The sequence below is a fragment of the Streptomyces nogalater genome (assembly GCF_039532885.1).
In the GTDB taxonomy this organism is placed as follows: domain Bacteria; phylum Actinomycetota; class Actinomycetes; order Streptomycetales; family Streptomycetaceae; genus Streptomyces; species Streptomyces nogalater.
In genome coordinates, this window is sequence record NZ_BAAASM010000009.1 from 276,096 (window position 1) to 289,375 (window position 13,280).

The window sequence follows — 13,280 nt, forward strand, 5'->3', positions numbered from 1 at the left end:
CGTCGTCGCTGGACGCCGCGGGGTCCCGTACCGCAGGCTGACGCCGTCAAGATCACTACACGATGGGGGAGTTGACGTGTCCAAGGTATGGCTGGTGACCGGGGCGAGCAGCGGATTCGGGCGGGCGATCACCGAGGCCGCCGTCGCCGCCGGGGACCTGGTGGTCGGCGCGGCCCGCAGCCCGGAGGCGCTGGAGGACCTGGTGGCCGCCCACCCGGGGAAGGTGGAGGCGCTGCGCCTCGATGTGACGGACGGTGCCGCGATCGAGGCGGCGGTCGCGGACGTCGTGGCCCGGCACGGCCGCATCGACGTGCTGGTCAACAACGCGGGCCGCACGCACGTCGGCGCGGTCGAGGAGACCACGGACCAGGAGCTGCGGGACCTGTTCGAGCTGCATGTCTTCGGCCCGACGGCCCTGGTGCGGGCGGTGCTGCCGCACATGCGCGAGCGGCGCTCGGGCGCGATCGTGCAGATGAGCAGCATGGGCGGGCAGATGTCCTTCGCGGGCTTCGGGGCGTACAGCGGCACCAAGTTCGCGCTGGAGGGCATCTCCGAGGCGCTCGCCGACGAGGTGGCGGAGTTCGGCATCAAGGTGCTGATCGTGGAGCCGGGCGCGTTCCGGACCTCCCTGTTCGGCGCCGGGCGGGCCGGGGCCAGCCCCGACAGCGGGGTGTACGCCAAGGTGAGCGAGACCCGCGGGTTCATCTCCGGCGGCGACGGCACCCAGCCCGGCGACCCGGCGAAGGCGGCGGCCGTCATCCTGGCCGCGCTGGAGGCCGAGCGGACCCCGCTGCACCTGCCGCTCGGCGACGACGGGGTGACCGCGGTCCTGGGCCACCTCGACCAGGTCCGCGCGGAGGTCACCGAGTGGGAGAAGCAGACCCGGGCGACCGGCTTCGACGCCTAGGCCCCGCGCGGGGCCGGCCGCCGGAGCGGTGCGGCCCGGCGACCGGCCCCGGTGCCGCCCGGCCGAGGGCGGCCGTGCGTGAACCCGACGGCCGGACTCCGTGCCGGCTAGCCGAGGACCGCCGTCCGCTGGAGCAGCCCCCAGGTGAACTCGGCGACCAGGTCGTGCCGTACGCCGTCGCGGTCCGGGGCGGTGAGGGCCAGGCCCGACCGGGTGGGGGCCGTGCCCTGGAGCGGGCGGGCGGGGGCGAAGGCGCGGGCGGCCTCGTCCACCGTGCACGACCAGGGGGTGAGGTCCTCCAGGGTGTCGAGGCGCGGGCCCGGCGCGTCCGGCGCCCGCACCAGCCACGCGTGCCACACCCCGCCGTCCGGCCCGACCAGCACCTCGAACCGCAGGTCGGGCCAGAGCGGCAGGGTCCACCGCCGGGCCTCGCAGTCCAGGTCGCCGATCCGGCGCGGCGCCACGGTCCCGGGGGCGCCGAGGACGGCCCGGTACCGGGCGGCGGCGCCCCGGCCCCGCGGTGAGCGGGCCATCGCCTGCCACCGCTTGTTGGCCTCCCGCATGTCCGCCGCCGAGGCGCCGAGCCGCCGCCGCGCCTCGTCGACGAGGTCTGGGTTGTGGTCGGCCATGCGGCGCAGCAGCACCAGCTGGAAGTCGAGTCCCATGGGGTCCATCGTGCCCGCCTCCACCCCCGCCCATTGCCCGCGCAACCTTCCCTGACTAGCCTGTGTTCGTCATGCCGATCGCCTGTTGATATCTCGAACATATCCGCGCGGATATCGCCAACGGGCGCCTACACCAAGGGAGGGGGCCGGACGTGGGACGCCTCGTGCCTGCCGTGACCCGGGCTCTGGACATTCTTGAGCTGTTCCTCGACGGGGACGGGACGCTCTCCGCCCCCGACATCGTGCGCAGGCTCCAGCTGCCGCGCACCACCGTGCACGAACTGGTCACCACGCTCGCCGCACGCTCGTACATCGTGCCGGTGCCCGGCCAGCCGGGACGGTACCGGCTCGGCGTGCGCCCGTACCAGCTCGGCAGCCGCTACGCCGAGCAGCTCGACCTCGCCGCCGAGGGCCAGCAGGTGGCCCGCGCGGTCGCCGAGACCTGCGACGAGACGGTGCACGTGGCCATCCTGGAGGGCACCGACGTCATCTACATCGCCAAGGTCGACTCCACCCACGCCGTCCGCATGGTCTCCGCCGCCGGCCGCCGGCTGCCCGCCCACTGCACCTCGGTCGGCAAGATGCTGCTGGCCTCGCTGCCCGGGCCGGAGCTGGCCGCGCGCATTCCCGACGACGCCGAGCTGGCCGCGATGACGCCGAACAGCATCACCGAGCCGGCCGCGCTGCGCGCGGCCCTGACGGAGATCCGGCAGCGCGGGATCGCGGTGGAGAGCCGCGAGTCCAACCCCGACGTCTCCTGCGTCGCCGCGCCGGTCCGCGACCGCACCGGCCAGGTTGTCGCCGCGCTGTCCATCTCCGTCCCTATGATTCGCTGGAGCGACGAGCGCCTGGCCGAGCTGGAGCAGCTGGCCGTCAAGGGCGCGGCGGAACTGTCGGAGCGGCTGGGGTACAGGAGCGCGGCATGACGGCGTACGAGGTGGCGGTGGCGGCGGAGGCGGCGCTCGGCGAGGGCCCGACCTGGGACCCGGCGACCGGCAGGCTCCTGTGGCTGGACATCCTGGGCATGCGGTTGCACACCTACGACCCGGTGACCGGCCGCCGCACGGTCCGTACGACACCCCAGCACATCGGCGCCGCCAAGCCCCGCGCGGGCGGCGGCCTGGTGCTGAACCTGCGGGACGGCGTCGGCCTGCTGGACCCCGACGACACGTTCCGCTGGCTGCACCACGAGCCGGTCCCGGGCCGGCGCGCGAACGACGCCGCGGTGGCCCCGGACGGCTCCCTGTGGGCGGGCACGATGCGCTACGACGAGGCGACCGGCGGCGGCACGCTGTCCCGGCTGACCGGGGACGGCACCGCGCGGACGGTGCTGGACGACGTCACGGTCAGCAACGGCACCGGCTGGAGCCCCGACGGCCGCCTCATGTACTACGTCGACACCCCGACGCGCCGCGTGGACGTCTTCGACTACGACGCCGAGGGCATCCGGGGCCGCCGCCCGCTGGCCGAGATCGAGGAGGGCGCGGGCTACCCGGACGGCCTCACGGTCGACGCCGACGGCTGCGTATGGGTGGCGCTGTGGGACGGCGGAGCGGTCCGCCGCTACACGCCCGACGGCACGCTGGACCGCGTCATCTCCCTGCCCACCCCCCGCACCACGGCCTGCGCCTTCGGCGGCCCCGCCCTGACCGACCTCTACATCACCACGGCCCGCACGGGCCTGGACGCCCCGCACCCCCTGTCGGGCTCCCTGCTGGTGGTACCGAACGCGGGGAAAGGCTTGCCACAGCCGCCGTTCGAGGGCTAGGTCCACTTCTCAACTCCGCGAGCCACCGCGCCCCGAAGGGGCGCGGGGAACCGCGCGCTCAGCCACAAGGCACCTGCACCCGGCCGACGACAGCACATCCCCGTCTCTCCGCCGGACGACACCCGCACCCGGCCGGCCGCAGCACGCCCCCGCGACCCGGGCCCGCACCGCCTCGATGTCGGCCGGCCTCCGCAGCGCGCGCGACACGGCCCCGATCTCCCGCAGCAGCTCCGCCGCGTCGGCCCGGTCGCCCCCCGGCCCGGGCCGCGCACGCGACCCCGTCTCGACGGCGTCCAGGACACACACCGCCGCCGCCAGCGCCCGCGCCCGCTCGGGCGGATGGCCGAGCCCGAGCGCCGCGTCGTAGGCGCGCCCGCCCAGCCCGGTGTCGATGCGCCGGGCCAGCGGCAGCAGCACGTCCCGGATGAACGTCTCGCGCCGGGTGAGCCGAAGTTCGGGCGTGGCGCGCAGCACGAACGGCAGTCCCGCCCCGCTGACCGAGCGCAACAACCGGTATAACGGCCGTAGTTCGCAGTGCGCGAGCCGTACCCGCCACCGGTCGCGCAGATACTGTCCGGCGTGTGGCAGGACGAACCCGGTGGCCACGAGAATCGCGGCGACGGCGGCCACCGCCGGCGCCAGGTCGGTGCTCAGCCAGTCCGCGTTCCGCCCGGCCCAGCGCGCCCCGACGGCCGTCAGCTTGGCCGCGCTGTACACCAGGTCCAGCGCGTACCCGGCGCCCAGCAGCCTCAGGCCCCGGCGCAGCCAGGGGTCCTGGCCCGCCACGCGCACCCAGGCCCGGATCAGCCGGGAGCTGATCAGGCAGGCCACGGCGTGCGCGACGAGGTAGAGCAGGATGCCCTCGCGGATGAACGGCGTGGTGGCGTAGTAGGTGTCCAGGTCCCGCAGCCGCTCCACGGGGGCGTCGGCGAACGGGAACAGCGCCCACAGGGCGACGATCACGCCGGAGTACACCGAGACCACCCAGCGCCGCGCGCGGCGGGTGCCGGCCGAGCGGCTGCCGGGGCCGTTGCGCCAGGTGACGAGCAGCAGCAGGCCGTTCGCGCACAGTGCGGTGATCAGCGAGTAGCACCAGGGCGCCGAGATGTTGGGCACGCCGGTCAGCCGGTTGACCAGGGCGACGCTGGAGGGGGCGCTGAAGACGAACACCGCGCAGGCGAGCAGCAGCAGCGTGCCGACCGCGCGCAGCAGCGGGTCACGCCACAGCCGGATGATCGACGGGAGTTTGATCGCCAGCGCGGTGACGAGTACGGCCGCGGGGATCCAGAAGGAGACGGAGAACTCGCAGAGGAAGCCCGGCGGTCTCACCGCGCGGCTCCCCCCTCCCCGGATTGCCGGTCCGCCGGTGCGGCGCGCCCTCGCGGGCCGGCCGCCCGTTCGCGTCCGCGATAGCCGAGGGAGCGCTGGACGGGGTCCGGCGGGGCGGGCCGGGTCCCGGACAGATGGCCGCGGAACAGGGTGGCCAGGCGGTGCCCGAAGTCGTCCGCCTCGGCCTCGTCGGTCTCCCGGGAGCCGTTGCGGGCGGCCACCGTGAGGGCCGCCTCCCGCCAGCCGGGGGCGTCGGCGAGGGCGCGGGCCGCGGCGGCCCCGGCCAGGTGGTGGTGGCGGTGGCCGGCGTGCAGATGCCACAGTTCGTGCCCCAGGATGACCAGTTGCTGCACGTCCTCCGCCCGCTCCTCCACGATGATCAGGTCGAAGTCGGCGAACTCGACCCAGAGCCCGGTCACTTCGATCTCGTCCGGGAATCGTTCGAACCGCAGCTCGACCGGCCGTCCGGCGCGCAGCGCCGTCATCTCCTCGCACAGAGCGTGGCACAACTGACGTACGTCCCGCGGCGGTTCGGGCCGGGAGCGGACGGCGGCGGCGAGGTCGCCGGCCAGGGTGCGCATCGCCGGACCGGTGCGGGGGCCGAGCAGCCGGGAGGCGAGCCCGGTCATCCGCTGTCGCGCGCCCGCGATGCCCATCGGCCCCCCTTCGTACCGTGTTCCGGCCGGTCATGGCTGGTCCGAGGGTACGCGCACGGATGTGCCCGCGTCATGCGTTCCCCCGACCATTGTTCAACATCAAACGACCTATGGGCTTTGTCCAACCCATTGACGCGCACGCGCGGGGAATCTACGGTCCCGTTCGAAGTTACGGGCACCATTCGGCATTTCGAACGTAGGGGCAAGGTGGGCACGGTATGGGACAACCTGGCCTGAACCGCAGGCACTTCCTCGGCGCCGCGGGCGGGTTGGTGACGGCCGCGAGCCTCGGTTTCGCGGCGCTCGGCAGCGGGGCCGACGCGCTGGCCGCCGGCAGCCGTACCCGGGTGCGCTACTGGAACCTCTTCCAGGGCGGCGACGGCGCCAACCAGGCCGCCATGGTCGACGCGTTCCGCGCGGCGCACCCCGGCACCGCGGTGAAGGACTCCACCCTCACCTGGGGCGGCCCCTACTACACCAAGCTCGCCATGGCCGCCGCCGGCAACCGCGCCCCCGACCTCGCCGTCATGCACCAGGGCCGCGTCCCCGGCTTCGCCCCCGGCCGCCTCCTGGACCCCTGGGACACCGGGCTGCTGGCCGAGTACGGCGTGCGCGAAGCCGACTTCAACCCGGTGCTGTGGAAACGCGGCGTCGTCGACGGCGAGCTCTACGCCCTGCCCCTGGACATCCACGTCCAGCTCTGCTTCTACCGCAAGGACGTGTGCCGGAGAGCGGGACTGCTCGACTCCTCCGGCCGGCTGCCCGCCGCCACCTCCACCGACGACTGGTTCGCCGTCCTCAAGGAGGCCAGGAAGCAGCTGAAGAAGGGGCAGCAGACCCTCGGCCTGCACGTCAACGACCAGAACTTCTGCTGGTGGTTCTTCGTCGCCTTCTACCGGCAGCTCGGCGGCGCCTACTTCGACGACACCCGGTCGGACGTGACCTTCGACACCGACAAGGCCACCGAGATCCTGGAGTTCTTCCGCAAGCACGTCACCGACGGCTACGTCACCCCGGGCGAGACCGACGCCGAGGCGTTCCTGGCCGGCTCCCCCTTCACCTGGGAGGGCAACTGGTCGGTGCCCTACTTCAACGACGAGAAGGTCGACTACGGCGCCCAGCCGCTGCCCCCGGTCTTCGGCGCCCCGGCCACCCACGCCGAGTCCCACTCCTTCGTCCTGCCCCACCGGACCGGCCGCGGCGGCCCCGCCGACGAAGGCGCCTACCGGCTCGCCGCCTACCTGGTCACCCACGCCTCCACCTGGGCCCTCGGCGGCCACGTCCCCGCCCATCTGCCCACTTTCAAGGACCCGGACTACCTCAAACTGGCCCCGCAGACCGAGTACTCCCGGCCCGCCATGGACCACCAGGCCAACGAGCCGGACATCTGGTTCGCGGGCTCCACCGGCATCCTCGCCCAGCGCCTCGGCCCGGTCATCGCCTCCTCCAACCTCGGCTCCACCGCCCCCGGCAAGGCGGCCCGCCGTCTGAAGGCGCTGCTGGAGCAGCTGCTCGCGGCGAAGAACCCGATGACCGGCCGCACCGCCGCCCAGGAGCCGAAGGGAGCCGCCGTATGAGCGGTACGGCCCTGACCACGGCCGGCCGCACGGCCCGCCCCCGTGCCGCCGCCGGCACCGACTCCGCCCGGCTGCGCTGGTCCCGCCGCCTCCAGCACGGCGGCTGGTTCGTCGCCCCGTTCCTCGTCCTCTACGCGCTGTTCGTCGTCCTGCCCGTCGTCCGCGGCCTGTACCTCAGCTTCACGGACGCCAACATCTCCGGCGACCACACCGGCTTCGTCGGCCTCGCCAACTACCGCGAGGCGCTGCGGGACCCGCTCGTGTGGGACTCCCTGTGGCACAGCACGCAGTTCACGCTCTGCGTCGTCCCGCTGATCGTCCTCGTGGCCCTGCTGATGGCCCTGGTCGCGCACCACACCGTGCACTTGAAGTGGCTGTGGCGGCTGTGCTTCTTCGCGCCCTTCCTGCTGCCCTCGGCCGTCGTGGGCAACCTGTGGTGGTGGCTGTTCCAGCCCACCAACGGCATGGTCAACCACGTCCTCGGCCTGGACACGCCCTGGCTCACCCAGAAGTCCACGGCCATGCTCGCCGTCGTGGTCGCCACCCTGTGGTGGACGGTCGGATTCTCCTTCCTGCTCTACCTGGCCGCCCTGCAGAACATCCCGCAGCACCTGTACGAGGCCGCCGAACTCGACGGCGCGAACGCCCTGAAGCGGATGCTGTACATCACCGTGCCCAACCTGCGCTCCATCACCGGCCTGGTCGTCGCCCTCCAGGTCCTCGCCTCGCTCCAGGTCTTCGACCAGGCCGTGGTCATGTACCAGTTCGGCCCCGGACCGGAGGAATCGACGCGCACCTTCGTCCAGTACACCCTCGAACAGGGCTTCACCACCTACCGCGTGGGCTACGCCTCCGCGATCTCCTTCGTCCTGTTCGTCATCGTCGCGGCCGTGGCGTTCGCCCGGGTGTGGCTGCTGAAGAGCCGTGAGGAGGCCACCCGATGACCACCCGCTCCGCCCGCCGCCGGCCCCTCGCCCAGATCGCGCTCACGGCCGTCGCCGCGACCCTCTCCCTGATCTGGCTCGCCCCCCTGGCCTGGGCCCTGTCCACGTCCCTGAAGTCCCCGGCGGAGTCCGTCACCTCGCCGCACTGGATACCCGACCACGTCACCCTGGACTCCTGGGAAGAGGTCCTCAAGGCGGGCGACATCCCCAACTGGTTCGTGAACTCCGTCGTCGTCTCGGTGTGCGTCACGGTGATCGTGCTGCTGGTCGCCTCCCTCGCCGGTTACGGCTTCGCCCGCACCGAGTTCCGCGGCAAGGGCGCCCTGATGGTCCTGACCATGGCCGGCCTGATGTTCTCCCCGGCGATCCTCGGCGTCCCGCTGTTCACCACGGTCCAGTCGCTCGGCATGGTCGACACCTACTGGGGCATGATCCTGCCCCAGTGCGCCCCGGCCGCCATGGTGTACATCCTCTACAAGTTCTTCCAGGGCCTGCCCCGGGAACTGGAGGAGGCCGCGTTCATCGACGGCGCCGGCCGCTGGCGGATCTTCTTCACCATCGTGCTGCCGCTGTCCAAGCCCTCGCTGTCGGCGGTCGGGATCTTCACCTTCATCGCGTCCTGGAACAACTTCCTGTGGCCGTACATGGTGACCAACAACCCCGACCTGATGACCATGCCCAACGGCATCGCCACCGTGCAGAACGCCTTCGGCATCGTCTGGCCCCAGCTGATGGCCGGCGGCCTGATCGCCGGACTGCCGCTGATCATCGTCTTCGTCTTCTTCCAGAGCCAGATCGTGCGGGGCGTGGCCCACACGGGCCTGGCCGGCCAGTGACGCGGGGAGCCCCTCGCGTGAAGCCGAGACCCGCCCCCGTCCTCGCGGCCGCCGCCCCGGCCCACTGGACCCGGCCGGCGGGTCGGCCCGTTCCCAAGTGACCCGGAAGGAACCCATGAGCAAGAACACCGCCCGTTTCACCCTCGACCCCGCCTTCACCGTCGGCCGGGTCAGCCCCCGTCTCTTCGGCTCCTTCGTGGAACACCTCGGCCGCTGCGTGTACACCGGCATCCACGAACCCGGCCACCCCGCGGCCGACGCCGAGGGCATCCGTACCGACGTGCTGGACCTGGTCCGTGAACTCGGCGTCACCGCCATCCGCTACCCCGGCGGCAACTTCGTCTCCGGCTACAAGTGGGAGGACTCCGTCGGCCCGGTCGAGGACCGTCCCCGCCGCCTCGACCTGGCCTGGCACTCCACCGAGACCAACCGCTTCGGCCTGTCGGAGTACATCGCGTTCCTGAAGAAGGTCGGCCCCCAGGCGGAGCCCATGATGGCGGTGAACCTCGGCACCCGGGGCGTCGCCGAGGCCCTGGAACTCCAGGAGTACGCCAACCACCCCTCCGGCACCGCCCTGTCCGACCTGCGCGCCGCCCACGGCGACAAGGACCCCTTCGGCATCCGGCTGTGGTGCCTCGGCAACGAGATGGACGGCCCCTGGCAGACCGGCCACAAGACGGCGGAGGAGTACGGCAGGCTCGCCGCCGAGACCGCCCGGGCCATGCGCCAGCAGGACCCCGGCGTGGAACTGGTCGCCTGCGGCTCCTCCAGCCAGGCCATGCCCACCTTCGCCGAGTGGGAGGCCACCGTCCTGAAGGAGACGTACGACCTGGTCGACTACATCTCGCTGCACGCCTACTACGAGCCCGTCGACGGCGACGTGGACTCCTTCCTCGCCTCGGCCGTCGACATGGAGTCCTTCATCGAGAACGTGATCGCCACGGCCGACCACGTGGGCGCCCGGCTGAAGTCGAAGAAGAAGATCAACCTCTCCTTCGACGAGTGGAACGTCTGGTACATCTCCAAGTGGGTGGAGTTCTCCGACACCCGCGAGCACTCCGACTGGCCCGAGGCACCCCGCCTGCTGGAGGACAACTACAGCGTCACCGACGCCGTCGTCTTCGGCTCGCTGCTGATCGCCCTGCTCCGGCACGCCGACCGGGTCACCGTCGCCTGCCTCGCCCAGCTCGTCAACGTCATCGCCCCGATCATGACCGAGCCGGGCGGCCCGGCCTGGCGGCAGACGACGTTCTTCCCGTTCGCCCAGGCCTCCCGGTACGGCCGCGGCGAGGTGCTGGACGTCCGCGTGGACTCGCCGACGTACGAGACCGAGAAGTACGGCGAGACGGACCTGCTGCACGCCACCGCCGTCCGCGCGGACGACGGCACGGTCACCGTGTTCGCGGTCAACCGGAGCCGCACCGGGACGCTGCCCCTCGAAGTCGCCCTGAACGGCTTGGAGCTGACCACCGTCACCGAGCACACCGCCCTCGCGGACGCCGACCCCGACGCCCGCAACACCCTGACCGACCCCGAACGCGTCACCCCGCACCCGGTCGAGGGCACCGCCCTGGCGGACGGCACCCTCACCGCCGTACTGGAGCCGCTGTCCTGGAACGTGATCAGGCTGGCGTGATCAGACCGGTGTGACGGGTACGCCGCCACTGGCCCTGCCGAGCAGCGTCAGCCGTACCGACCCGGGGCCCGACAGCGTGGTGAACTCCGACAGGACCGCCAGCGCCAGGGTGTTGGTGCCCCGGGTGCGCAGGATGCCGTTCGGCAGCACGAACGTGTGCTGCGGGCCCACGTTGTTGATGTACTGGCCCAGGTTCCAGCCGTTGAGGAAGATCTGGGCGCGGTAGGCCCGGTACGGGTCGTCGTCCAGGGTCAGGCCGATCGACGCGTCCACATCGCCCGGCACCGACAGCCGGAACGTGGTCCGGTACCAGGTGACGCCCTGGTACCGCTCCGCGCGCGGCAGGTCCACCCGCTCCCAGTCCCGGTCCCGGAAGCCGGGCAGATGCCAGCCGTGCCGCTCGCCGTACAGGCCGCCGTTGTTCAGCGGTCCGCGCACCGGGTCGGCGGGGCCCTCGCCCTGGATGCGCCAGCGCACCCGCGGCGAGGCGCCCTTGAAGGTGACCGCCGTCAGCCCGCGGGCCACCTTGTGCGTGTCGAGCGCCTTGCCGTCCTGGTCGTGCTGCATGCGCCGGACCAGCACCGACAGCACATGACGGCCGGGGGAGCGCAGCCGCTCGCGCACCGGGAAGACGGCGGTGTCCGCCCAGCTGCCCTGGCGGACCGTGCTCTTGTCCGGCACGGGCATCCGGTGCGTGCCCAGCGGCTCGCCGTCCAGCCAGGCCATCAGCAGGCCCTGGGTACCGGTGCTGTAGGCGAGCGCGACCTCCTCGATGCCGGTGCCGCCGGTGAAGGTGCCCCGGTACCAGACATCGCCGTAGTGGAAGCCGTAGTCGTCGGCGAACAGCACCGGCTGCCCCTCGGGGACGGCCGTGGTGGAGAACGACGAGGTCTTGTCGGCCTTCTTCCACGACGAGTCGTCGAAGCCGGGGCCGGCCTCCGGGTTCTCCCGCCGCATCCGCCAGCCGCCCAGCCGCGGCAGCCGCACCTGGGGCACCCCCGGCAGCGAACCCCTGGTCATCAGGGAGCCCGAGAGGGTGACGCGGGTGGCCACCTTGCGCCCGTTCCACACCAGGGTGTCGATCCCGCGCGGCCCCCACACCTCCAGGCCCGTGGGCTCCTTGACATCGCCGGTGAGGCGGACCTCGGAGCCGCGCAGCTCGGCGTGGCGCAGCAGCGCCGGGCCGTACACCAGGAGGGTCCCGGACGGGGTGTCGTACGGGAACAGGCGGACGGCGGTGGCGTCGTCGGCGAAGAGCAGCAGCAGCGGGGTGTCGCTGTCGCCCTTCTGCACCAGCATCCGGGTCAGCCCGTCCTCGCCCAGGGGCGCGTTGACGTGCAGCTCGCCCCGGTCGTAGGCCCAGCCGCCCTCCGGGTCCAGCCGCTGCACGGACGGCTCCGCGCGGGAGTGGAGCACCAGCTCGGCCATCTCGCCGCGGCGCCCGGTGAACACCGCGATGTCCTGCCGGCCCGTCGTCAGGCACAGCATGGGCGAGGCGGTGGAGTACTTCAGCTTCCGCCGGCCCAGCGCCAGCCCGGTGGTCAGCAGCCTGGCGTCCTTGCCGGGCACGGTGACGCGCACCTTCCCGGCCTCGGTCGGCAGGCCGGCGGTGACCGCCTCCGTGCCGTCGTTGCGGGCGATGTACACGTGCGCGCCGGTGTCCTGGTTGGCGAGGTGGTAGACCTTCAGCCCCTCGGCCTTCACGTCCGGCGCCCGGTCCAGCTTGGCGAAGTCGGGCACCCGCTGAAGCAGATGCCCGAGCTGGTGCATCGGGGCGATCTTGCCGGTGACGTTGCGGGCCTCGTCGATGGCGGCACCGTAGTCGTACGACGTGTAGACGACCGGCGCGGGCAGCCAGCCCCACGAGGTCCCGCCGAACGTCATGTACACGTTGTGCAGGGTGATGCCGTTGGCCAGGTTGGTCAGGTAGAAGCGGCGCTCGTAGGCCGCGTCCCGGGTGCGCCGCGACTCGGCATACCCCTTGCCGTCGAACTCGGCCCCGCCCCACGGGTCGAACCAGCCGCCCCCGAACTCGGGCACGAACCCCGGTGTGTCCGGCGAGGCGGTGGCCCCGCCCTTCGGCCCGCCGGGACCGAAGTGACCCCAGTCCGGCGGCGTCTTGAACGGCGAGGGATAGCCGTCGAAGCCGTACAGCCAGCCGCCCTTCTCTCCGCCGGTGTCGAAGGAGCCGGGGATCCAGTAGCCGTTCCTGCCCTTGTCGTTGTGGAACAGCGGGACGTCGATCCCGTCGGCCCGGACCTTCTTGTACAGGTGCGACATGTACGCCCGGCCGGTCGCGTCGGCGGGGTGGGCGTCGTACTCGTTCTCGATCTGGTACAGCAGGATCGTGCCGGTGCCCCGGGTGAACAGGTGCCGCCGGGCGATCCGGTTCACCTGGGTCAGCCACTCGTCCACGTGGGACAGATACGTGGGGTCGTCGGTGCGGGCCGTGCCCCTGGTCGCGGTCAGCCAGCCCGGGAAGCCGCCGCCGTCGACCTCGGCGTTGATGTACGGGCCCGGCCGCAGGATGACGTACAGCCCCGTCTCCGCCGCCATGCGCAGGAACAGGTCCAGATCCCGCACGCCGGTGAAGTCGTACCGGCCGGGCGCGGGGGAGTGGTGGTTCCAGGCCACGTAGACGCTGACGGCGTTGTAGCCGTGCGCCCGCATCTTCTGCAGCACGTCCCGCCACAGCGACGGGCTCGGCAGCCGGAAGGGGTGCAGCTCGCCGGACCACACCACCAGCCGCCGCCCGTCCACGAGCAGCGAGTAGCGGTCGTAGCCGATGGTGTGCCGCGCGCCGTCGGCACCCGGCGGGGCCGGCGCCGGACCGGTCGGCGCGCTGCCGCCCGCGTACGCGGAGGGGGCCCCGGGGCCGCCGCTGCCGCCGAGGGCCAGCCCGAGCGCGGCGGAGCCGGTCAGGGCACTGAAGGAACGTCTGCTGAGCGCCAAGGTGGGTCCT

General features: G+C 72.6%; 11 protein-coding genes. 7 read left to right on the plus strand and 4 right to left on the minus strand.

Annotation, left to right across the window (positions count from 1 at the left end):
- Positions 1 to 76 precede the first annotated feature (76 nt).
- Positions 77 to 907: an oxidoreductase gene (locus tag ABD350_RS09300; protein WP_344347357.1), complete on the plus strand. Its 831-nt coding sequence runs from the start codon at positions 77 to 79 to the stop codon at positions 905 to 907.
- Positions 908 to 1,014: 107 nt separating this feature from the next.
- On the opposite strand, the gene ABD350_RS09305 is transcribed toward ABD350_RS09300, so the two are convergent.
- The gene (locus ABD350_RS09305) at positions 1,015 to 1,572 is read right to left on the minus strand and encodes a hypothetical protein (RefSeq protein ID WP_344347358.1); all 558 of its coding nucleotides are present in this window, start codon (positions 1,570 to 1,572) and stop codon (positions 1,015 to 1,017) included.
- Positions 1,573 to 1,724: 152 nt separating this feature from the next.
- Between ABD350_RS09305 and ABD350_RS09310 the strand changes: the two genes are divergently transcribed.
- On the plus strand, positions 1,725 to 2,498 hold the full coding sequence (locus ABD350_RS09310) for an IclR family transcriptional regulator (protein ID WP_344347359.1): 774 nt from the start codon (positions 1,725 to 1,727) through the stop codon (positions 2,496 to 2,498).
- Positions 2,495 to 3,340 (plus strand): SMP-30/gluconolactonase/LRE family protein, encoded by an 846-nt coding sequence (locus ABD350_RS09315; RefSeq protein WP_344347360.1) that lies wholly within the window; start codon positions 2,495 to 2,497, stop codon positions 3,338 to 3,340. Before ABD350_RS09310 ends, ABD350_RS09315 begins: the two co-directional genes overlap by 4 nt.
- A 9-nt stretch (positions 3,341 to 3,349) precedes the next feature.
- On the opposite strand, the gene ABD350_RS09320 is transcribed toward ABD350_RS09315, so the two are convergent.
- A complete protein-coding gene (locus tag ABD350_RS09320) occupies positions 3,350 to 4,669 on the minus strand; it encodes an MAB_1171c family putative transporter (protein WP_344347361.1) in 1,320 nt (439 codons plus the stop codon).
- Positions 4,666 to 5,325 (minus strand): toxin-antitoxin system, toxin component family protein, encoded by a 660-nt coding sequence (locus tag ABD350_RS09325; protein WP_344347363.1) that lies wholly within the window; start codon positions 5,323 to 5,325, stop codon positions 4,666 to 4,668. Before ABD350_RS09325 ends, ABD350_RS09320 begins: the two co-directional genes overlap by 4 nt.
- A 218-nt stretch (positions 5,326 to 5,543) precedes the next feature.
- On the opposite strand from ABD350_RS09325, the gene ABD350_RS09330 reads away from it, so the two are divergent.
- The 4 genes from ABD350_RS09330 (at position 5,544) to arfA (ending at position 10,318) form a co-directional block, all read left to right on the plus strand.
- Positions 5,544 to 6,902: an extracellular solute-binding protein gene (locus ABD350_RS09330; RefSeq protein WP_344347364.1), complete on the plus strand. Its 1,359-nt coding sequence runs from the start codon at positions 5,544 to 5,546 to the stop codon at positions 6,900 to 6,902.
- Positions 6,899 to 7,846 carry a carbohydrate ABC transporter permease gene (locus tag ABD350_RS09335; protein ID WP_344347365.1) on the plus strand — a complete coding sequence of 316 codons (948 nt, stop codon included), beginning with the start codon at positions 6,899 to 6,901 and terminating at the stop codon, positions 7,844 to 7,846. Before ABD350_RS09330 ends, ABD350_RS09335 begins: the two co-directional genes overlap by 4 nt.
- Positions 7,843 to 8,682: a carbohydrate ABC transporter permease gene (locus tag ABD350_RS09340; RefSeq protein ID WP_344347367.1), complete on the plus strand. Its 840-nt coding sequence runs from the start codon at positions 7,843 to 7,845 to the stop codon at positions 8,680 to 8,682. The genes ABD350_RS09335 and ABD350_RS09340 overlap by 4 nt, the downstream gene beginning before the upstream one ends.
- A gap of 115 nt (positions 8,683 to 8,797) precedes the next feature.
- Positions 8,798 to 10,318, plus strand: a complete 1,521-nt coding sequence (gene arfA, locus ABD350_RS09345) for an arabinosylfuranosidase ArfA (protein WP_344347368.1) — start codon at positions 8,798 to 8,800, stop codon at positions 10,316 to 10,318.
- Here the strand turns inward: arfA and ABD350_RS09350 are convergent, their stop codons facing one another.
- On the minus strand, positions 10,319 to 13,270 hold the full coding sequence (locus tag ABD350_RS09350; protein WP_344347369.1) for a beta-galactosidase: 2,952 nt from the start codon (positions 13,268 to 13,270) through the stop codon (positions 10,319 to 10,321).
- Positions 13,271 to 13,280 lie beyond the last annotated feature (10 nt).